The 19,724-nt window shown below is 66.9% G+C and carries 18 protein-coding genes; 9 read left to right on the top strand and 9 right to left on the bottom strand.

Features of this window, described 5'->3' with window-relative positions; all coding sequences use genetic code 11:
• Positions 1-27: 27 nt before the first annotated feature.
• The gene (locus tag ACFQEV_RS00145; protein ID WP_379691846.1) at positions 28-990 is read right to left on the bottom strand and encodes an AAA family ATPase; all 963 of its coding nucleotides are present in this window, start codon (positions 988-990) and stop codon (positions 28-30) included.
• Positions 991-1,074: 84 nt separating this feature from the next.
• Here ACFQEV_RS00145 and ACFQEV_RS00150 point away from each other — a divergent pair, with 84 nt between their 5' ends.
• The gene (locus tag ACFQEV_RS00150; RefSeq protein ID WP_379691847.1) at positions 1,075-1,416 is read left to right on the top strand and encodes a PRC-barrel domain-containing protein; all 342 of its coding nucleotides are present in this window, start codon (positions 1,075-1,077) and stop codon (positions 1,414-1,416) included.
• Here ACFQEV_RS00150 and ACFQEV_RS00155 read toward each other — a convergent pair whose 3' ends face one another.
• The 5 genes from ACFQEV_RS00155 to ACFQEV_RS00175 form a co-directional block, all read right to left on the bottom strand.
• Positions 1,417-4,785 (bottom strand): S8 family serine peptidase, encoded by a 3,369-nt coding sequence (locus tag ACFQEV_RS00155; protein ID WP_379691849.1) that lies wholly within the window; start codon positions 4,783-4,785, stop codon positions 1,417-1,419.
• Positions 4,786-5,247: 462 nt separating this feature from the next.
• Positions 5,248-5,502 (bottom strand): hypothetical protein, encoded by a 255-nt coding sequence (locus ACFQEV_RS00160; RefSeq protein WP_379691850.1) that lies wholly within the window; start codon positions 5,500-5,502, stop codon positions 5,248-5,250.
• Positions 5,503-5,599: 97 nt separating this feature from the next.
• Positions 5,600-6,382, bottom strand: a complete 783-nt coding sequence (locus ACFQEV_RS00165) for an SDR family NAD(P)-dependent oxidoreductase (RefSeq protein WP_379691851.1) — start codon at positions 6,380-6,382, stop codon at positions 5,600-5,602.
• A 105-nt stretch (positions 6,383-6,487) separates the two neighbouring features.
• Positions 6,488-8,029 carry a helix-turn-helix transcriptional regulator gene (locus tag ACFQEV_RS00170; RefSeq protein WP_379691852.1) on the bottom strand — a complete coding sequence of 514 codons (1,542 nt, stop codon included), beginning with the start codon at positions 8,027-8,029 and terminating at the stop codon, positions 6,488-6,490.
• 1,068 nt (positions 8,030-9,097) lie between these two features.
• Positions 9,098-9,946, bottom strand: coding sequence for an aldo/keto reductase (locus ACFQEV_RS00175; protein ID WP_379691853.1), 849 nt, complete (start codon positions 9,944-9,946; stop codon positions 9,098-9,100).
• A 441-nt stretch (positions 9,947-10,387) separates the two neighbouring features.
• On the opposite strand from ACFQEV_RS00175, the gene ACFQEV_RS00180 reads away from it, so the two are divergent.
• Complete coding sequence (locus ACFQEV_RS00180) at positions 10,388-11,512, top strand: aminotransferase class V-fold PLP-dependent enzyme (RefSeq protein WP_379691854.1); 1,125 nt, start codon at positions 10,388-10,390, stop codon at positions 11,510-11,512.
• A 102-nt stretch (positions 11,513-11,614) separates the two neighbouring features.
• Entirely contained in the window at positions 11,615-12,157 is a 543-nt protein-coding gene (msrA, locus tag ACFQEV_RS00185) for a peptide-methionine (S)-S-oxide reductase MsrA (RefSeq protein ID WP_379691855.1), read from the top strand.
• 42 nt (positions 12,158-12,199) lie between these two features.
• Here msrA and ACFQEV_RS00190 read toward each other — a convergent pair whose 3' ends face one another.
• A complete protein-coding gene (locus ACFQEV_RS00190) occupies positions 12,200-12,997 on the bottom strand; it encodes an SDR family oxidoreductase (protein ID WP_379691857.1) in 798 nt (265 codons plus the stop codon).
• 191 nt (positions 12,998-13,188) lie between these two features.
• On the opposite strand from ACFQEV_RS00190, the gene ACFQEV_RS00195 reads away from it, so the two are divergent.
• The 3 genes from ACFQEV_RS00195 to ACFQEV_RS00205 are packed head-to-tail and all read left to right on the top strand — an operon-like array spanning position 13,189 to position 15,471.
• The gene (locus ACFQEV_RS00195) at positions 13,189-13,761 is read left to right on the top strand and encodes a TetR/AcrR family transcriptional regulator (RefSeq protein ID WP_379691858.1); all 573 of its coding nucleotides are present in this window, start codon (positions 13,189-13,191) and stop codon (positions 13,759-13,761) included.
• Entirely contained in the window at positions 13,758-15,224 is a 1,467-nt protein-coding gene (locus ACFQEV_RS00200) for an MATE family efflux transporter (protein ID WP_379691859.1), read from the top strand. The genes ACFQEV_RS00195 and ACFQEV_RS00200 overlap by 4 nt, the downstream gene beginning before the upstream one ends.
• 58 nt (positions 15,225-15,282) lie before the next feature.
• Positions 15,283-15,471 carry a DUF5786 family protein gene (locus ACFQEV_RS00205; protein ID WP_379691860.1) on the top strand — a complete coding sequence of 63 codons (189 nt, stop codon included), beginning with the start codon at positions 15,283-15,285 and terminating at the stop codon, positions 15,469-15,471.
• Positions 15,472-15,622: 151 nt separating this feature from the next.
• Here the strand turns inward: ACFQEV_RS00205 and ACFQEV_RS00210 are convergent, their stop codons facing one another.
• The gene (locus tag ACFQEV_RS00210; RefSeq protein ID WP_379691861.1) at positions 15,623-16,345 is read right to left on the bottom strand and encodes a ferritin-like domain-containing protein; all 723 of its coding nucleotides are present in this window, start codon (positions 16,343-16,345) and stop codon (positions 15,623-15,625) included.
• A gap of 139 nt (positions 16,346-16,484) precedes the next feature.
• On the bottom strand, positions 16,485-16,736 hold the full coding sequence (locus ACFQEV_RS00215) for a MoaD/ThiS family protein (RefSeq protein ID WP_379691862.1): 252 nt from the start codon (positions 16,734-16,736) through the stop codon (positions 16,485-16,487).
• A 355-nt stretch (positions 16,737-17,091) separates the two neighbouring features.
• On the opposite strand from ACFQEV_RS00215, the gene ACFQEV_RS00220 reads away from it, so the two are divergent.
• Genes ACFQEV_RS00220 through ACFQEV_RS00230 form a run of 3 tightly spaced genes read left to right on the top strand, consistent with a single transcriptional unit; the run spans position 17,092 to position 19,723 of the window.
• On the top strand, positions 17,092-17,664 hold the full coding sequence (locus ACFQEV_RS00220) for an acyltransferase (protein WP_379691863.1): 573 nt from the start codon (positions 17,092-17,094) through the stop codon (positions 17,662-17,664).
• Entirely contained in the window at positions 17,664-18,743 is a 1,080-nt protein-coding gene (locus ACFQEV_RS00225; RefSeq protein ID WP_379691864.1) for a DegT/DnrJ/EryC1/StrS family aminotransferase, read from the top strand. Before ACFQEV_RS00220 ends, ACFQEV_RS00225 begins: the two co-directional genes overlap by 1 nt.
• The gene (locus ACFQEV_RS00230) at positions 18,740-19,723 is read left to right on the top strand and encodes a Gfo/Idh/MocA family oxidoreductase (protein ID WP_379691866.1); all 984 of its coding nucleotides are present in this window, start codon (positions 18,740-18,742) and stop codon (positions 19,721-19,723) included. The genes ACFQEV_RS00225 and ACFQEV_RS00230 overlap by 4 nt, the downstream gene beginning before the upstream one ends.
• Position 19,724: the final 1 nt, after the last annotated feature.

The following is a 19,724-nucleotide window of genomic DNA, read 5'->3' on the forward strand; positions in this document are numbered from 1 at the left end:
CGGAGAACGGCGGGCGGAAGCGCCTCCTCAGCGTCGCTGCGCCTCGACCGACGGAACCGGAACCTCGTCGAGGACGTCCTCGACGACTTCGACCGAATCGGTGCCGCGGACGCGCGCGGCGGAACTGAGGACGAGGCGGTGTCCGAACACCGGCCCCGCCACCGTCTTCACGTCGTCGGGGACGACGTAGTCGCGCCCCTGCACGACGGCGCGGGCGCGGGCCGCCTCGAAGAGGCGTTGGACACCGCGCGGGGAGACGCCCACCTCGATTCGGTCGTCGCCGCGCGTCGCGCGCCCGAGATCCACCACGTAGTCACGGAGTTTCTCGTCCACGCGGACGGTCTCGGGGACGCGGCGGAGTGCGGCCACGTCGTCGCCCTCGACCACGCGTTCGACGCTGGGCGACCGCGCCGTCCGGTCGGCCCGGCGGTCCACGAGTTCGCGTTCGCCCGCCCGGTCGGGGTAGCCGAGTCGCGTCTTGACGACGAAGCGGTCCCGTTGGGCCTCGGGGAGGCGGAACGTCCCCTCCTGCTCGACGGGGTTCTGCGTCGCGATGACGAAGAAGGGGTCCGGGAGTTCGTACGTCTCGCCGTCCACCGTCACCTGACTCTCGCCCATCGCCTCCAGCAACGCGGCCTGCGTCTTCGGCGGCGCGCGGTTTATCTCGTCGGCGAGGACGACGTTCGCGAAGACGGGGCCGCGCGAGAACTCGAACGTCCCCGTCGATTCGTCGTAGACGGTCGAACCGGTGATGTCGGAGGGCAGGAGGTCCGGCGTGAACTGGATGCGCGAGAAGGAGAGGCCGAGTGCGGCGGCGACGCTTCGGGCGGTGAGCGTCTTGCCCGTCCCCGGCACGTCCTCCAAGAGCACGTGCCCCCGGGCGAGAACGCCGGTCAGTACGGTTTCGAGGAACGAGCGGTCGGCGACGACCGCCTCGCCGACGGCGGCGACGACGTCGTCGCACGTGGAGGCGGCCCGTTGTACGTCCATGCCGGCGGTTGGACGGACCACCTTTTGAACGTTCCCCTCGAACGACCGACGTTTTATTGTCTCTCGGGGGTCAGAATGACAGGTATGCCTTTCGGCCCTGCCCCCTACGACAGTTCGAACGACGTGACCCCCCTCCCCGCCATCTCGGGAAAGCCGGTGTACGGGTGTGAGGGATACCAACTCGGCACTGCGGTCGATTTCGTCCTCGACTTCGAGGCGGACCGCGTCACCGAGATACTCGTCGGAGACGTGGACACGGACAGGTTCCCCAACCTCGACGCGGGACGGAAGGGCGTCCGCGTGCCGTTCGATTCGCTTCGCTCCATCGAGGATGCCATCGTCGTCGACGCGCCCCTCTCGCAGTTCGCCGGCGCCAACGGCACCTCTCCGGCGACGCTGGACGCGAACTCCTCGGTCGCCGAGTAGTTAGTCGCGCCGCCCGACGAGTGCGAGCGTCGCGAGTAGTACCGCGGCCACGCCCGTCAACGGCGTGAACCCCGGTGCTCTCGTGTCCGTCCTCCCGTCGTCAGCGGACTCGCCGCCCGACGAGTCCGGGGAGGCGGAGGTCGGTCGCGCCGCCGTTCCGTCGGTCCGAGTCCCGTTCGCGGCGTCCGTTCGCTCCGGAACGGGCGTTATCGTCGGGTTCGCGACGGGCGTCTTCTTCTCCGTCGTCGTCTGAGTCGGCATGGGTGTCGGTGTCGCCGTCGGCGTGGGTGTCGGTGTCGCAGTCGGCGTCGGAGTCGGCGTGGGCGTCGGTGTCGGTTTCGGCGTCGGCGCGGGTGCGGGTGCGCCGCCACCGCTACTACCGCCGTCGTCCGGTTCCTCCGTCGGTTTCGGCGTCGGAGTCGGCGTGGGCGTGGGAGTCGGAGTCGGCGTGGGTGTCGGCGTCGATTTCTCCGTCGCCGTCCCGTTCAACTGGACTTCGAGGACGCCGAACTCGTCCGTCGAGACGAACAGCGTCGCGTTCGCCGCCCCGGTTCGGTTCGGCGCGAACGAGACGGACACCGTCGCGGCCCCGCCCGGCGTGACGTTCCCCGCACCGTCGTCGGCGAGGGAGAACTGGTCGGCGTCCGGCCCCTCCACGTCCGAACCGAGGACGGTGAAGGTAGCCTTGCCGACGTTCTCGACGGCGACGTTCGCCGTCGTCTCGGACTCGACTTCCGACTCGACGGCCACACCGTCCGGCGCGGACACCGCCGGGATGCCGCGTCCGAACACGGCGTACGTCCCGTTCTCGGCCGCTTCGAGGGTCGCGACGTTCGCATCCGAATCGATGGAGGCGTTCAGTTCCGTCCACTCGCCCGACGAACGGACCCACACGCCGAGGACGGACTCGTTCACGTACTCGTCGTCGTAGCGCAGGGTGAGGTTCGCCGTCTCGTTCGTCCGGTACGTCGTCGCGGCGGCGGCCGAGAGTCGAGCGAGGCTCGAACTCGGCGCTCCCGCGGCGTCACCGAGGGCGAGCGTCATGTTCCGCCCGGAGGCGTCCACGGACGGCATCCCGGCGACGGAGAGGTTCGTGACGTTCGCCGTGCCGTTTCGGGCGTCCAGCGTCACGTCTCCCGTTGCGCTGCCGTTGACGACGGTGACGTTCCCCGTTCGCGCGTCCAGCGTCGTCTCCGCGCCGAGTGCGGCGTCTCGCACGTCGATGCCGGTTCGACCGACGAGCGACGCGTTCGCGCCGAATCGGACGCGCGTCGCGTTCACCGTCGTCGCCGAGCGAACCGTCGCGTCGCCGTCCACGGAGGCGTTCGACAGGCGGACGACGGTGGCGTTCGACACGTCGATGCCGCCCGTCCCGCCCCGAACCGTCAGGTTCCGCACCGTCAGCGTCGCCACGTTGTCGGTGGCGGAGAGTGCGGTTCCGCCCGCGTGCCCGGCGTCGAACGTCATACCCTCACCGTCGAGCGTCGCGTTCGGCGCGGAGACGATGAGGGCGTCCGGCGCGGGGCCGCCGCCGGTGTCGAGTCGGTACGTCCCGTTCCACGCGAGGCGGCCGTCCGGCGGCAGGTCGTACGACCCGAGTCCGGCGACGGCGCGCGTCGCGTCCACGGCCCCGTACCCGGTGCCGTTGTTCGGTTCGGCCCCGACGAGGCGCGCGCTCTCGCGCAGTCGAGCCTGCTGGTCCGCGGGCGAGAGACGCGAGTTCGCGTCGATGAGGGTCGCGAGGACGCCCGCGACGTGGGGGGCCGCGGCGGACGTTCCCCGGAACGTCGGGTAGTAGGCGCTGGAGGTGACGTTGTCCGGGGCGACGAGGTCGGGTTTCCGCCGCCCGTCGATGGTCGGCCCGCGCGAGGAGTACCGTTCGAGTCTCCCGGTCGTCACGTCCACCGCGCCGACCGACAGCAGGTTCGGTTCCGTCGCGGGGAGGGTGAGGCTCCGCGTTCTCGTCCACGACTCGCGGAACGTGAGGTAGTTTCCGAGGAAGATGTCGAAGTCGGCCCGTTCGGTCGCGCTCACGTTCTCGACGGTCAGGTACAGCGTCCTGTTCGCGGTGGTGTCGTCGACCGCCCCGCCGATGGACTCCGTCGGTCGTTGTCTCCCGCTCTGCGTTCCGTCCGCGCACCTGAGACGCCCCGCGGCGTCGAGGTCGGACGTCTGGTACAGACAGATCTTGTAGTCTTGGTCGGTCCCCGGCCAGTCGTTCCACGACGCGTAGATTCCGAGGGGTATCCGGTCGCCGGAGGACCGCGCGTCGAGCGTGAAGTACTCGCGCGGCCCGGAGACGTTCAACCGGCCGTTGCCGTCGGGGTCGTTCCACGTCCCGTTCCAGTGTTCCCCGTTCGCCGAGTTCCCCGCCGAGACGGTCCACACCGTCCCGTTCGCGACGCTTCGGTCTATCGCGTCGCCCATCTCCGAGGTGCCGTCCAACGCGCCCGCGTTGTACCACCCGAGCGACATCGACACCACGTCGGTCGAGGTGTTCCTCTCCAACCACTCGACGGCCTCGTAGAACTGCCAGAGGCGGTTGACGCGGACGAGGACGATCGACGCGTTCGGGGCCGTCTCCCCGACGAGTTCCGCCGTCGCCGTCCCGTGGCCGCCGCGTCCGCCGATACCCCTCCTCGTGAAGTCTTTCGTCGCCACGATTCGGTCGGCGTACGCCGGATGGTTCAGGTCGAACTGCTGAACGTCGATGATGGCGACGGTCACGTTCTCGCCGGTGTACCCCGCCTCGTGAAGTCCGCTCACGTTCATCGTCTCGACGGCCCCCGTCGTCCCGTCGGACCCCGCGAAGGAGACGGGGCGGGCGGGCGCGCGGAGGTACGAGACGCTCGACTCGTTCGCGAGGGCGCGAATCTGCGCTTCCGTCGCCGTCACCTCGACGTACCGCCCGTGGCCACCGCGAATCGCCCCGGAACCGAGGACGCGGCGCACGGCGTCGCGTCCCGCGCCGGTCGCGTTCGGGTCGAGTTCGACGACCACCTCCAGTCGCTCGGCGTCGTCGCTCGACGCCGCGGCGACGACGGCACCGCCTCCGTCGCCTCCGTCGGACCGCGTCGTTCCGCCGGCGGTTCCGAGCGACGAATCCATCTTCGCCTCCGGATCGATCTCCGCCGACCCGTTCGTCCCCCCGTCGGTTGAACTGCCCCCCGTCGGCGTCGACGTGACGGTCTGCGTCGCCGACTCGGTCGGTGTCGGCGTCGCGGATTCCGTGGTCTGCGTCGTCTGCGTGGCGGTGATCCCTCCCGCCCCGTCGAGGGAGCGGTCGGCCGCACTACCTACCTCGTACCCGTCATTACCGGCACCGAGGACGGGAGCGGCGACGCCCGCCAGCACGACGAGTGTAACCAACGTGACGGCTACCCACTCACGCCACCCCGAAATCACGCCTTCCTCGCGGTTCCCGCCTCCGACGAGCCGCCTCCGAACTCGTCAGATGGTTTCCCGTATAGTCCTCTTTCGAACACTATCTTCCTGTGTATACTATCACTCTATACAGTTTGTGGCTGTGTTCTACCAGTTAATGTACGTATCAAAACAGGTTCGGTCGCGGACGCGTCGCCGACGCTCTCGGCTTCGAACGAAAGAGAACGGTTCGCGGTCGAACCGCTTCACCCGTCGTGGCGGCGGAATCCGTTCCGCCGCCGGTAGGGCGCCGCCGCGTCGGACGCGGCGAGCGTGGCACCGGGGGCGAGCCCCCTAACTCTCGCCCGCTCGGTGCCGGTGCTGGTGTTCTCGTAAACGGCCCTGCCCATGGCGCGTTCGACCAGCGTCCCATCTGTGTGTAATTCTATTTGAATAGTTTTCTATTCGTTAACCTACTCTTCTCTTACGTTTTTGGCAGTGGGCGGACGCTCCCCCTTCCCTCCCCCTCGCGCTCCCCCTCCCGACCCCCTCACGGTCGCCGCCCCGCCCTGCCCCGCCGCACCGCGCGGTCGCCGTCGCGTACGCCGGGTGGACGAGCGACCAGATGTTCGTCTCCGGAAGTTCCGCCATGTCGTACCCCGTCAACCGACAGGTGCGTTCGGTCCGGTAGTGTTCGACGGCGTTTCGGATGTAGTCGGCCATGCCCGCCGAGACGGCTTCGCTCGTCACCTCCTCGCTGCCGCGACTCGTGAAGAGGACGAACGGGTTCGTTCGACGCTCCGCAATCGTCGCCGCCCGTTCAACAGACGTGCCCGCCGCCGTCCACCCACAGGGTTTCGCCGGTGACGTACGACGCGCCGTCGCTTGCCAGATAGAGGTACGCGTCCGCCAGTTCGTCCGGCGTCGCCGCGCGGAGGGGGAGGGAGGGCGTCTCGCCGTCGGGACCGAACGCCGACGCCTCCTCGGACCACCCCTCGCGTATCTCCGTCGCCACCGGCCCCGGCGCGACGGCGTTGACGCGGACGCCCTCGGGGGCGAGTTCGAGGGCGGCGCTTCGAGTCACCATCCTGACCGCGCCCTTCGTCGCGGCGTAGTGAGAGTGGTCCCACGACGCCCGCCCCTGCGTGTCCGAGGTGGTGTTGACGACGACGCCCTCGACGCCCCTCTCTATCATGTCCTCGGCGGCGTACTGCGTCCCGAAGAACGCCCCGCGGGCGTTGACCCCGTACACCCGGTCGAACTCCTCGGGCGTCACGTCCCGGAACCGGGACTTCGTGTAGACGCCGGCGTTGTTCACCATCACGTCCACCCCGCCGAACTCCCGGGCGTACTCAACGAGGGCCTCGACCTCCGCGGGGTCGGACACGTCTACCTCCGCGTACGCCGCTTCACCACCCCGTTCGCGGACGAGTTTGTGCGTCGGCGTCTCCGCGTCTACGTCCTTCGGGCGTTCCTCCACGTCGGCGTTTACGACGGTCGCCCCCGCGTCGCCGAACGCGAGTGCGACCGCGCGGCCGATGCCGGAACTCCCACCCGTTACGACGACCGTCTCGCCGGAGAAGTCCGCGCTGATGCGTCCCATGGGTTCGGATTCGCCCCGCCGTCCCTCAAGGTGGCGACGGGAGTCGCCACTCCAGAATTTGCAGAATTTGTAAAAATTGTGGCGGTTCGGGTCGTCTCGGAGCGGTTACGCTTCTCGCTCGAACGGCGACTTCGCGCCCTCGGGTTCCTCGCCGGGGAGGGTGATGAGGTTCCTGCGACCGAGCGATATCTTGGTGATTCTGCCGTCGTCCGCCATCGAAGAGAGGACGCGACTCACCGTCGCCTTCGACCAGTCGGTGTGGTCTACGATTTCGCTCTGCTCCATCTGCCCGCCGGCCTCTTCGAGGAGCATCACTACCTCGTCCTCCCGAGTGAGGGGTCGCGGGACCCTCGACTCGCCGTCGCCCGCCTGTTCGTCCTCGGACGCGCCGAGCGTGCGCTTCGCGGGGGCCTCCATCCACCCCGTACCCTCGGCGTCGGGGTCCTCCTCGAGGGGCGGCGTCGGGGTGACGGCCGCCTGCGGGCCGTCGCCGTCGTCGCCGTCGTCCTCGGGGAGGGTGGCCCCGCCGCGCCGCCGCCAGTAGTACCCGCCGACGGCGATTGCGGCGATGATGACGCCCGCGCCCGCGAGGGCCTCGTCGGGAATGTTGGCCGCCCGCGAGGACTCCACCGGGTCGGTTCCCTCCTCTACTTCGAGTTGGTCGTCCCGCCCGTCGTCGTCGGTGTCGGGGTCGGTCGGGTCGGTCCCGTGGACGTTGACCTCTTGGCTGTCGTTGAGGCCGTCGCCGTCCGTGTCGGGCTTGTTCGGGTTCGTCTGGTGCTCCTTGACCTCCGCGGCGTCGTCGAGTCCGTCCTTGTCGGAGTCGGGGTTGTTCGGGTTCGTCTCGTACTGGTTTATCTCCGCGCCGTCTTCGAGGCCGTCACCGTCGGTGTCGGGCTTGTTCGGGTTCGTCCCGTAGGTTTCCAACTCCGGGGCGTCGTCCAACCCGTCGCCGTCGGTGTCGCCCTTCGTCGGATCGGTCTCGTGTTGGTTGACCTCCTTGCCGTCGGGGAGACTGTCGTCGTCGGTGTCGGGTTTCGTGGGGTTCGTCTCGTAGGTGTTGACCTCCATCGAGTCGGAGAGTCCGTCGCCGTCCGTGTCGGACTTCGTGGGGTTGGTCCCGTGGGTGTTGACCTCCTTGCCGTCGTTGAGTCCGTCACCGTCCGTGTCGGCGGTTCGGAACTTGGTGTCGCCGCTCACTTCGTCGGCGTTCGAGAGGCCGTCGTTGTCGATGTCGCCGGACTGCGACATCACGTGTATCGCCTCGCGTTCGATGACGTTCCGGCCGTTCTTGGTCTGTTCGTAGACCGTGTACGTCCCCGCGGCGTCCGTCGACCACGACTGGACGCTGAGCGTGACGTTGTTGGTTCCGTCGCCGGGAACGCACTTTACGGCGGTCGTGTTCTGTCCGGTCGGCGCGATGCATATCGACGACGACGACGGAATCGGGGCCGCCGTCTCGACGCGCACGTCGGTCGCGGACGTGCGCCAGACGTACGACGTTCCGTCGGCCGTCGCCACGGTCCCGTTGGTGACCGTTACTGTCCCCTCCGCCGCCGCGCCCGCCGCAGGCCCGACGAGGGCACCGGATATCCCGGCTATGAGGACCGCACACGCGAACACGAAGCGGAGAATGGTGTGGGTCATATGGGTGTCGTCCCTATCGTGAGTATCCACGGTGTGAATGATTCAAAAACTTACTGGCTTTACGGGGCTTCTCACAATAACGTGAGCATAATTCATTCGTTTTACGAAGAATGTATGTTATTCATACTAGTTAGATAAAGCCACTGTATGTGGTCCCTACTTCTCTTCGAGTCGATATCGGACGCATTCTTCGGGAGCAGGAGAGGTGTTCTGAGCCGGTTTCCGGCTTCATGACCGATTAACGACCGGTCAGAAGGTGAAACAGTAGTGAAACAGTGCAACAAACTGCAACGGCTGTCCGGCATTATACGTCTAGCGTTCTTGCTACTAATCGATGGCACTGCGACGAACACCGTTCGTAGGCTCCGCGTGCGCTCCCTTCGGGGACGCCCGCGCGGACCTCGATGGTGTGGGCACGCGCCCGAATGAGACGACCACGCAGGCTACGACGACGACGCAGTCGGCCGCCATCGAGACGACGAGCAGACCCACCGGAGAGGAACCCCCCAGTTCGCTGGCCCACAGTGGTGCCCGCGTTCGGCGGGAGCCTCGTCCCATCCCCAGCACGCGAATGTCAGTCATCGCATCCGAGCGAGCCAAATTCACCGCCACCGCGCGGCGCGAACGACGGTAGAATCCCGTCACATCCCACCCCAGCACCCACCGATTCGTTCGGCGCGCCCCCCATCGCGCCGTTCACCCTCGTCGGTCGCGCCGACGGCGAACGCGGGCACCGGCCGCACGACTCCCCCATCCGTGTCCCGGCGCCCCCTGTGGAAGGCTACGCTCCCCGGTGGGTCGTCGCCTCCCTGCCATCTATCCGAGGTCCCCCACCTCGGACCGAACCCCCTGCCCGTCACGTATGTGCGGGCAATCCCACCCTTTAGAGTGACAGTACAACTGTAGAGTAACGATACAACCCCGTAGATGCGTCTCTCCGTTCTAACGCGCGTAGTCGTCCGTAGCGAGTGATCCGAAAAACGAGCGCAGACGGACCTGCGGTGCCGTCTCGCGCCGACTATCCGTCGTTCGCCGCCGGCGTCGCGTTCGTCGCTCCGGCTCCGTCGGTCACTCGTTCAGTCGCGCCATCTCGTCTTCGCGCAGTTCGACCTGCGTCGCGGCGACGTTCTGCCTGAGGTGTTCGACGCTCGACGTGCCCGGAATCGGGAGCATCACCGGCGACTGCTCGAGCAACCACGCCAGCGCTATCTGGTACTCGTTCTCGTCATGTTCGCTCGCCACCTCGACCAACGCCGCCTCCTTGTCCTCGAACTCCGTCGCGGCGATGGGCGACCACGGGATGAAGCCGATGCCGTAGTCCTCGCAGGCGTCGAGTACGTCCTGCGACTCCCTGTCGGCGATGTTGTAGCGGTTCTGTACGGTCGCTATCTCGACGATGTCGCGCGCCGTCTCCAACTGCTCTACGGAGACGTTGCTCAGGCCGACGTGCCGTATCACCCCCTCGTCTTTCAGTTCCGCAAGCGCGGTCACGGACTCCTCGAAGTCCACGTCGGGGTCCGGCCGGTGGAGTTGATAGAGGTCGATGGCGTCCACGCCGAGTCGGTCCGCGCTTGCGAGGTGCGCGTTGCGGAGGTAGTCCGGGTCGCCGCGGGGGAGCCAATCGCCGTCGCGGTTCCGAAGGAGGCCGCCCTTCGTCGCCACCACGAGGTCGTCCGGATACGGCGCGAGCGATTCGCGGATGAGGCGTTCGCTGACGCCCGGCCCGTAGGAGTCGGCGGTGTCGATGAGGTCGACACCGAGATTCACCGCCGTCTGGAGGACTCGCTTCGCCTCCTCCTCGTCGTCCGGTCTGCCGATGATGTTCTCGCCGGTGAGTCGCATCGCGCCGAAACCGAGGCGGTGGACGGTCAGTTCGCCGCCGATATCGAAGGTGTCGCTCTCGTTGCGAAGCGTCATGGCTCCCCCGACGGGCCGGGTTTCCCTAAACGGTTGGGCAGTGGATGGTGTGTGGGGAACCGACGAGTTGTCCCGGCCGAGACGGGTCCGACTCGACGTCCGATCTCGTCCTCGTGCCACGACAACAGTTACCGCGTACGTACCGCCTGAACGTCTGACGAACGGCGGACAACGACACAAGACTTTTATTCAACCTCACGTACCATTCTCCTACGGTTTCGGGCGTCGGTCGTCGGGCGCACGGGTAGGGGTACTTAGTGCGAACGTGTCCGCCGCCCGCCCCTAATTTCATGGACCAACGACTCCGAGTGGCGACGCTCTCCTCCGAGGTGCACCCTTCGACGGCTGCCGTCGCGTCGGATCGGACGAGAGGGACCGCCGGACCGACGAGTTCCGACACTCGCGCGGGGACCTATAACTGAAGGCGACGAACGGGCGGCCATGACCTCGCCCGCCGACCTCCGCGCGCAGATTCCGACGCTCGACCGAGTTCGGTACATGAACGCCGGCGCGAGCGGACCGAGTCCGAAACCCGTCGTGGAAGCCGCGGAGTCGATGCTCCGGCGACACGAGTTCGACTCCCACGCCGAGGAGGGGCCGTACCCGTTGGCGTCCGAGACGTACGACGACGTTCGGGGGGTCGTCGCGGAGTTCCTCGGCGCGGACGATTCGGAAATCGCGCTGACGCAGAGCACCGCCGACGGCATCACCCGAATCGCCTCCGCCATCGAGTGGGAACCCGGCGATACGGTTGTTCGAACCGACCTCGAACACCCGGCGGGCATCCTGCCGTGGGCGGCCCTCGAACGCGAGGGCGTCGACGTCTGCGTCGTCGAGAGCGAGGACGGCCGGATCGACCGCGAGGCGTACGCCGAGGCGGTTCGCGGCGCGAAACTCGTCTGTCTGAGCGCGCTCACGTGGAACTACGGCACCCACCTCCCCGTCTCGGAACTGGTCGATATCGCCCACGACGCCGGTGCGTTCGTCCTCGTGGACGCCGTGCAGGTGCCCGGCCACGCCCGGTTCGACGTGACCGACTGGGGCGCGGACGCCGTCGCCGCCGCGGGGCACAAGTGGCTTCTCGGGACGTGGGGGGCGGGCTTCCTCTACGTCGAGGAGTCGGTGGCGAACGACCTCCACCCCGGCGCGGTCGGCTACCGGAGCGTCGAGACGCCGACCGACGACGGGTACGAGTTCAAGCGGGGCGCGCCCCGGTTCGAAGTCGGGACGACGAACCTCGCCCCCTACGCGGCGCTTCGGGAGGCGATTCGGACGATGGAGGACGTGGGGCTGGACACCGTCGAACGCAGAGTCGAAGAGCTGGCCGGGCGACTCGCCACGGGCGTCCCCGAGGGCCGCCTCGTCAGTCCGGCGTCCCCCGAGTCGGGACTCGTCTCGTTCACCGTCGCAGAGCCCGAACGCACGGTCGAGAGCCTGAAGGAGCGCGGCTTCGTCCTCCGGTCGCTCCCGTTCCCCGAGGGTGCGATACGAGCGTCACTGCACGTCTACAACACCGAGGAGGACGTCGACCTCCTCCTCGACGCGTTGGACGACGTGGGATGGTAGGCGGTCGTCCGCGGAACGCGCGCGACGGCTGTCCGCCCGTCGGCCGTCGACCGCGCCTTCCGGTGTCGCGGGGCTTTTCGCTTCAGAGACCAATTAACGGGTATGAGCGAGACTCAAACCGCCACGCTGGCGGGCGGATGCTTCTGGTGCGTCGAAGCCCCCATGAAGGAGTTGGAGGGCGTCGAGTCGGTCACCTCGGGGTACGCGGGCGGTCACGTGGAGAACCCCTCCTACGAGGAGGTCTGCTCGGAGACGACCGGTCACGCGGAGGTCGTACAGGTCGAGTTCGATCCCGACACCATCTCCTTCCGGGAACTGCTCGACGTGTTCTTCGCCGTCCACAACCCGACGACGGAGAACCGGCAGGGGCCGGACGTGGGGTCGCAGTACCGCTCTGCGATATTCTACCACGACGACGAGCAACGGCGCGTCGCCGAGGAGACCATCGAGGAACTCGAATCCGAGGGCGTCTACGACGGCATCGTCACCGAAGTCGAACCGTTGGACGCGTTCTACGAGGCCGAGGAGCACCACCAGGACTACTACGAGAAGAACCCCAACCAGCCCTACTGCGCGGTGCAGATTCCGCCGAAACTGGAGAAGGTCAAAGAGAAGTTCGGCGACAAGGTCCGCGGCGTGCAGTGACGCCGTAGGATCCCTGCGCCGCGTCCGACGATTTTCGGCCGCTCAGAGGTTCGAAGCCCCGGCCCCGCCGTCGATGGGAACGGCCACGCCGTTGAGGTACTCCGAGAGCGGAGACGAGAGGAACGCGACGGTCCGGCCGAGGTCCATCGGGTCGCCGATGTGACCGAGGGGAACGTCGTCGCCCCAGTCGTCCAATCCCTCCTCGTAGGAGTCGTAGTCGCCGCGTTCGACGCCTTGTTCGATGAGTTCCTCGATGCGCGGCGTCTCGTGGGACCCCGGCAGGACGGCGTTGGCACGAACCTCGGGGGCGAGCTCCTTCGAGAGCGTCTTCTCCAGTCCGATGACGCCCATCCGAACCGAGTTCGAGAGGACGAGGCCGTCGATGGCCTCCTTGACGCTTCGGGAGGTGATGTTGACGATGGTTCCGCCGCCGTCGGCGCGCAGGTGGTCCGCCGACTCGCGGACGAGGCGGACGACGCTCATCACGAGGAGGTCGAACGCGTCGTACCAGTCCTCGTCCGTCGTCTCGAGGAACGGTCCGCTGGGCGGGCCGCCCGCGGAGGTGACGAGGTGGTCGATGCCGCCGAACTCCTCGACGGTCCGGTCCACCAACGCCTCGATGTCCTCGGGGACGGTCAGGTCGCCGGGTTGGCCGACCACCGTCGCGCCCTCGGCGGCGTCCGCTCGGACGTCCGCGACGGCGTCGTCCAGTCGGTCCTCGTCGCGCCCGTTCATCACGACGTTCGCGCCCTCCGCGGCGAGTGCCCGCGCCGCCGCCTTTCCGAGGCCGCTGCTCGATGCCGTCACCAGCGCCGCGTTTCCGTCGAGTCGAAGGTCCATGCGAACTCGGTGTGCGGGCCGTCACCAAAACGCTTGACGAAGGGGCAGACCGTTCGGCGGGCGCGTCGGCGGCCCGCCGACCGTTCGTCCGAAGGTGCAAGGCTTTTCACTGACCGGCCAGTCAGTTAGCACAGACACTGACTAACCGGTCAGTCAGAGACAGAATGACGACAGACGCCGTTGACGAAATCATGGCTGCGACGCACAGCGCGCTCTGCAAACGCGGGTACGCGGAGCTGACGATGCAGGACATCGCGGACGAGTCGGAACTGAGCAAGTCGGCGCTCCACTACCACTTCGACGGCAAACACGACCTGTTGGTCTCCTTTCTCGAACACCTCCTCGACCGGTTCGAGGAACGAATCGCCGCCCCCGACGGCGAGGACCCGGCCGAGCGTCTCCACTCTCTCGTCGATACGATGGTGACGCCGCCGGAACCGCGGAGCGACGGCTTCCAGACGGCGCTGCTCGAAATTCAGGCGCAGGCCCCCCACGACGAGGACTACCGCGAACGGCTCGAACGCTTCGACGAGGCGTTCGTCTCGCGGCTTCGGTCGCTCGTCGCCGCGGGCGTCGAAGACGGCACGTTCCGCGCCGACGTGGACCCCGACGAAGCGGCGTCGCTGCTGGCGACGTACCTCAAGGGCGTCCAGATGCGGCACGTCGCCGCCGGTCACTCCCTCGAACGGAGCGCGGCCGTCATCCACCGCCACATCGACGAACGACTCGTCGCCGGAGAGACGACGGTGGTGACCCTCGAATGACCCTCAGAGACCGCCTCGGGAGCGTGTTCAAGGGGCGAGAGGAGTTCGACCTCACCGAGGGCGGCATCGGCTGGCCGCTCTTCTACCTCTCGCTCCCCATCGTCATCACGAACCTCCTCCAGACGGCGTACAACCTCGCGGACACGTTCTGGCTCGGCCAGTACAGCACGAACGCCTTGGCGGCCATCAGTTTCGGCTTCCCGATGGTGTTTCTGCTCATCGCGCTCGGGATGGGGCTCTCCGTCGCCGGGAGCGTTCTCGTCGCCCAGCACACGGGCGCAGACGAGGAGGAGGAGGCCGAGTACGCCGCCTCGCAGACGGTAGTCATCACGCTCGTCGGGTCGGTGTTCCTCGGCGTCGGCGGCTTCTTCGCCGTCGAGACGTTCCTCGACGTTCTCGGCGCGTCGCCAGAGGTGCTCCCCCTCGCGACGGACTACATGGAGGTCATCTCGCTCGGGTTGCCGTTCATGTTCGGTTTCCTCGTGTTCATATCGCTGATGCGGGGGTACGGCGACACCATCACGCCGATGCTCGTGATGTTCGGGTCGGTGGTGCTGAACATCTTCCTCGACCCGTTTCTCATCTTCGGGTTCGAGAACAACCCCCTGTTCGGCATGCTCGGACTCCGCGGCGTCGAGTCGCAACTGCTGGCGATGACCGGATTCACCGGGTCGGGTATCGAAGGGGCGGCCATCGCCACGGTGTTCTCGCGCGCGTTGGCGCTCATCGTCGGCCTCGCTATCATGTTTCGGGGCGTCCGCGGCGTCCAGATTCGCCTCTCGCAGATGCGCCCGGACGTCGCGTTCGCGCGGAAACTCGTCGATATCGGCGTCCCCGCCTCCGTCGAAGTGACGGGGCGGGCGCTCTCTATCAACCTGCTCTTGATCATCGTCGCGATGTTCCCGCCCACCGTTGTCGCCGCGTACGGCATCGGGACGCGGGTGTTCTCGGTCATCTTCCTGCCCGCGATAGCCGTCGCCCGCGGCGTCGAGACGATGACCGGTCAGAACATCGGCGCGGGGAAGGAGCACCGGGCCGCACAGAGCGCGAACTTCGCGGCGAAGGTGATGTTCGTCGTGTTGAGCCTGCTCGGCGTCGTCGCGTGGTTCGGCGCGCGGCCGGTCATCGCCGTCTTCACCACCGACCCGGCGGTCGTAGACGTGGGCGCGTCGTTCCTCCGCTACGTCGCGCCGACGTTCGGCTTCATCGGCATCATGCGCTCGTACACGGGGAGTTTCCGCGGCGCGGGCGAGACGCTCACCGCGGCGGCCATCTCCATCACGATGCTCGGCCTCATCCGCCTCCCTGTGGCGTGGTTCGGCGCTCAGGAGTTCGGTTCGTCGGGTATCTGGCTCGCCTTCGCCGTCTCGAACGCCATCGGCGCGGTCATCGCCGTCGCGTGGTACCGGCGGGGGACGTGGCAGGAGGGATCTCTCACCCGTCCGGCGCCGGCGGACGACTGAGGACGCTCCGTCGCCGTCGTACCGGACTGCTTTTTTGTGTGCCCCGCGATGTTGTTGTATGGGTTTTGGAAGCTACGACGAGTCCGAGCAACAGCAACCGACCGACGACGACGAGGACGAAGGTGAGGGCGTCAGCGTCCACGAGAACGACCACGACGGCTCCGTCAGCGTCGAGTCCGACGTTTCGACCGACGACCTCGTGAGCCGACTCGGTGAGATGCGCGACGACGAGGAAGACGAGGAGTAACGCACCGCTTCGAGGGCGCGTTCGATGCGAGGCCACGTCTCCGACCCACTCCGATTTTTCGACGGGCGTTCCGCTATCCGAGAAGAGGGTTCGGTAAAACGGGGACGAGGAGGGTCCGAGGGTCGTTGCGGTACTCGCCGTCGCGTCCGGTCTACTCTTCTACGATGAACTGGCTCGCCCGTTCGAGAACCACGTCCTTCGGGAGGGGGTCGTCGAACGCTTCGGGGAACCCTATCTCACCGGCGAGTTCGCGCACGAACGAGGCGTGGCGGGCCTCGACGCTGAGAATACTGAGTGCCGGCGGGACGAGGTCCTGGTTCTCGATGGACGGCGCGGCGCCCGCGTACGCCCCGACGCCCGTGTCCTCGAGTACCGCAGCGGTCTGGATGAACTCGACCGGGTCTTCGACGGTTGACCCGAAGTCGAACTCTGGCTCTTCGACGGGTTCGCCGCCCAAGTCATTGATGACCTCGGTGAGGTACTCCACGTGGGTCTCCTCGTGGTCCCGGATGACGGTGAGTTCGTCGTAGATCCGCTCTCGGACCGACTCGGGCAGTACATCAAGGTAGTTGCACAGCAACTCGTTTTGGTCCATCTTCTCCAGAGCCCGCCGGTAGAAGGCGGCCTCCAGATATTCGAGGGTCAGCGCGTAGTTGAGGACGGCGATGTCGTCCTCGAAGACGTCGTCCATCGGCTCCTGCGGTGCCGATTCGTCGCTCTCGTTGTCGGTGGCCAGCGCCGACCCGGTGCCGAACGCACCGCCGAGCGCCACTGCTCCAAGCGCGCCCGCGGATCCCGCGAGAAATCGCCTGCGACTGTCGTTAGTTTCCGCGCCGTCCGCCCGTTCTCGGTCCTCGTTTTGGTCGTATTCCACACCGTGTCCATGTACCGGGGTGGGTTTGTTATTTGACATTTACCTCGATTATTTCTTATAGAACGAAGAATTTAAACAGATACTCGGAATTTTTCGACTATCGTCGCATAAGGTGACGTTACCTCGGCCCGTCCGCCGGTCACTCCTCCCGCGGCGCCTCCGAGAGGACGACGGCGTCGCCGTCGCTGAGACCCGTTGCACGGTCCGCGTGCCCCCCGTTCACCCGGTAGGTCAACCCGTCCGAGAACGTCCGGGGTTCGAAGCCGTCGAACTCGGCGGCGAGGCCGTCGACCACGTCGCCGACGGTGGACGAGGGTTCGAGGACGCGGGAGAGCGAACGCTCCCCCACCGCCTCCGCGACCCCCCCGTAACACCGAATAGTAACTTCCACGCCCGTTGACTGAGCGACCGCAGGAAAAGAACGTTACGAGTCCCGAAACGTCCCTCAGTCGGCCGTTCGGGGGTCTTTCACTCTACCGCATTAAATTCACGTTTTAAATAAGGTACATCTCCGTTTATTGTCGGAGACGACGCGGTACGCGCCCTACGGCGGCGAATGTAGGGGCTTCCGGGGCCGCCCTCCGTCTCACCCATTACATTCGGGGTAACTAAGCGGATCGGACTTGTGTATTTGTATGTCTGTCAGAACAATATCACTTCAGAAGACGTTGCGGACTCAGAGAAATTTAGAAATGAATGAATCACGGCCAAAAGACCCCGAATTCCGGTCCTGAGAGTAGCGATAGATGACTAATCAATTAGGTAGGGATTCAGACATACACGACGGTGTGACGATCGGGGAGGGAGACGGAGCCGACCCGATAATCGGCGACGAAGCGACGATTCGCTCCGGGAGCATCGTCTACTCGGACGTCGAGATCGGGGACCGGTTCACGACCGGCCACAACGTCCTCATCCGTGAAGAGACTACTATCGGCGACGACGTGTTGGTTGGGACAGCTACCGTCGTGGACGGCCGGACGACCATCGGTTCCGGCGTGAGCCTCCAAACCCGCGTCTACGTCCCGGCGGAGACGACGATAGGCGACGACGTGTTCGTCGGCCCCGGCGCGGTGTTGACGAACGACCCCTACCCGGTTCGACAGGACGTGGAGTTGGTCGGGCCGACGTTGGAAGACGACGTTTCGGTCGGCGCGAACGCGACGATTCTCCCCGGCGTGACCGTCGGCGAGGGGTCGTTCGTCTCCGCGGGGGCCGTCGTCACCGAGGACGTACCCCCCGAGACGTTGGCCATCGGTGTCCCCGCCGAGCACCGTCCGCTCCCAGAACCACTCGACGAAGAAAACCACATCCGGTAATGACGATATCAATCTCCAACCCGCAACTCGGGCAAGACGAGATAGAGCGCGTAACAGAGGTCATCGAGGGCGGTATGCTTGCGGACGGCCCGGAAGTCCGGGCCTTCGAGGACGAGTTCGCCTCGTACTGTGGTGCGGAGTACGCGGTAGCGACCGCGAACGGGACAACGGCGCTCCACGCCGCGCTCGAAGCGCTCGACGTCGGTCCCGGCGACCGAGTCGTGACGACGCCCTTCACGTTCATCGCCACCGCCAACGCCATCACCCTCGCCGGCGCGGAACCGGCGTTCGTCGACATCGACCCTGAGACGTACAACATCGACCCCGATCGACTGGAGGAACGCCTCCGCGACGGCGACCGGGTGGACGCCGTGGTGGCGGTTCACCTGTACGGCCTCCCGGCGGACGTGAAGCGACTCCGGGAACTCGCCAACGAGTACGACTTCGCGCTGGTCGAGGACGCCGCGCAGGCGCACGGCGCGACGGTGGACGGCGAACGCGTCGGTACCTTCGGCGACGCCGCCTGCTTCTCCTTCTACCCGACGAAGAACATGACCACCGGCGAGGGCGGCATGATAACGACCGACGACCCCGACGTCGCCGCCAACGCCGCCCAGTTCGTGGACCACGGGCGCACGGAGGGCTACGAGCACGCGGAGGTGGGTCACAACTTCCGGATGACGAGCATCGCCGCCGCCATCGGGCGCGTCCAACTCGACCGCCTGCCGACGTACACGGAGCGTCGCCAGTCGAACGCCGAGACTCTCACGGAGGAACTGGCCGATACGCCGGTTCGGACGCCGACGGTTCCGGACGGCCGTACGCACGTCTTCCACCAGTACACGATTCGGTACGAGGACCGGGACGGCCTCAAGTCGGCGCTCGCCGAACGCGACATCGACGCCGCCGTCTACTACCCGGTTCCGATCCACCGACAGGAGGCCTACGAGGACGCCACCGCCGACGCCCCCGAGAGCGAGAGGGCGGCCGAGGAGGTTCTCTCCTTACCCGTGCATCCGGGCGTCTCGTCCGACGACGCCCGCGACATCGCCGGCGCGGTTCGGGAGGTGGTTCGATGAGAGACCCGGACGTCACCGCCGGCGTCGTCGGCGTCGGGTCGATGGGGCAGAACCACGTGCAGGTGTACTCCGGACTCGCGAGCACCGACCTCGTGGGCGTGGCGGACGCGGACGAGGAACGGGCGTGGTCCGTCGCGGAGGAGTACGGCACGTCGGCGCTCTCCCGAGCGGAACTGTTGGAACGCGCGGACGTGGTGTCCGTCGCCGTCCCGACGAAGTACCACGCGGAGATCGTCCGCGACTGCATCGAGGCCGGCGTGCACGTCCTCGTGGAGAAGCCGTTCGTGGATGACGTGGAGGTCGGGAGGGAACTCGCCGCCCTCGCCGACGAACGGGACGTGGTGCTGCAGGTGGGACACATCGAGCGGTTCAACCCCGCCGTCTCGGCGTTGTTCGACCTGCTGTCGGACATCGAACCCGTCGCCGTCACGGCGAACCGCCTCGGTCCGCCGGTGGAGGGTCGTCAGAGCGGCGACGACGTCGTGATGGACCTGATGATCCACGACATCGACGTGCTGTTGGCGATGGCCGGGTCGGAGATAGAGTCGCTGTCGGCCACCGGAACGGAGGACAAACGGTACGCGACGGCCCAGATAGCGTTCGAGGACGGACTCGTCAGCACGCTCCGGGCGAGCCGAATCACGCAGCGGAAGATTCGGACGCTCGAAATCACGGCGGAGGACTGCCTCGTCAACATCGACTACATCGACCAGTCGGTTCGCATCCACCGCCAGTCGCACCCCGAGTACAGGCGCGACGACGGCACCATCCGCTACCGACATGAGAGCGTCACCGAACGGCCGATGGTGAACACGGGCGAACCGCTGAAGCGCGAACTCCAGTCGTTCGTTGAGGCGGTGAAACACGGCGAGGAACCCGTCGTCACCGCCGAAGACGGCATCCGCGCCATCGAAGTCGCACAGCGGATTCGAGACGAGGCGACCGGGAAGCGCCCCGAACAGATAGAGGCGCGGTGGTAGC

Origin of the sequence: Halopelagius fulvigenes (genome assembly GCF_042662625.1) — an archaeon.
GTDB lineage: Archaea > Halobacteriota > Halobacteria > Halobacteriales > Haloferacaceae > Halopelagius > Halopelagius fulvigenes.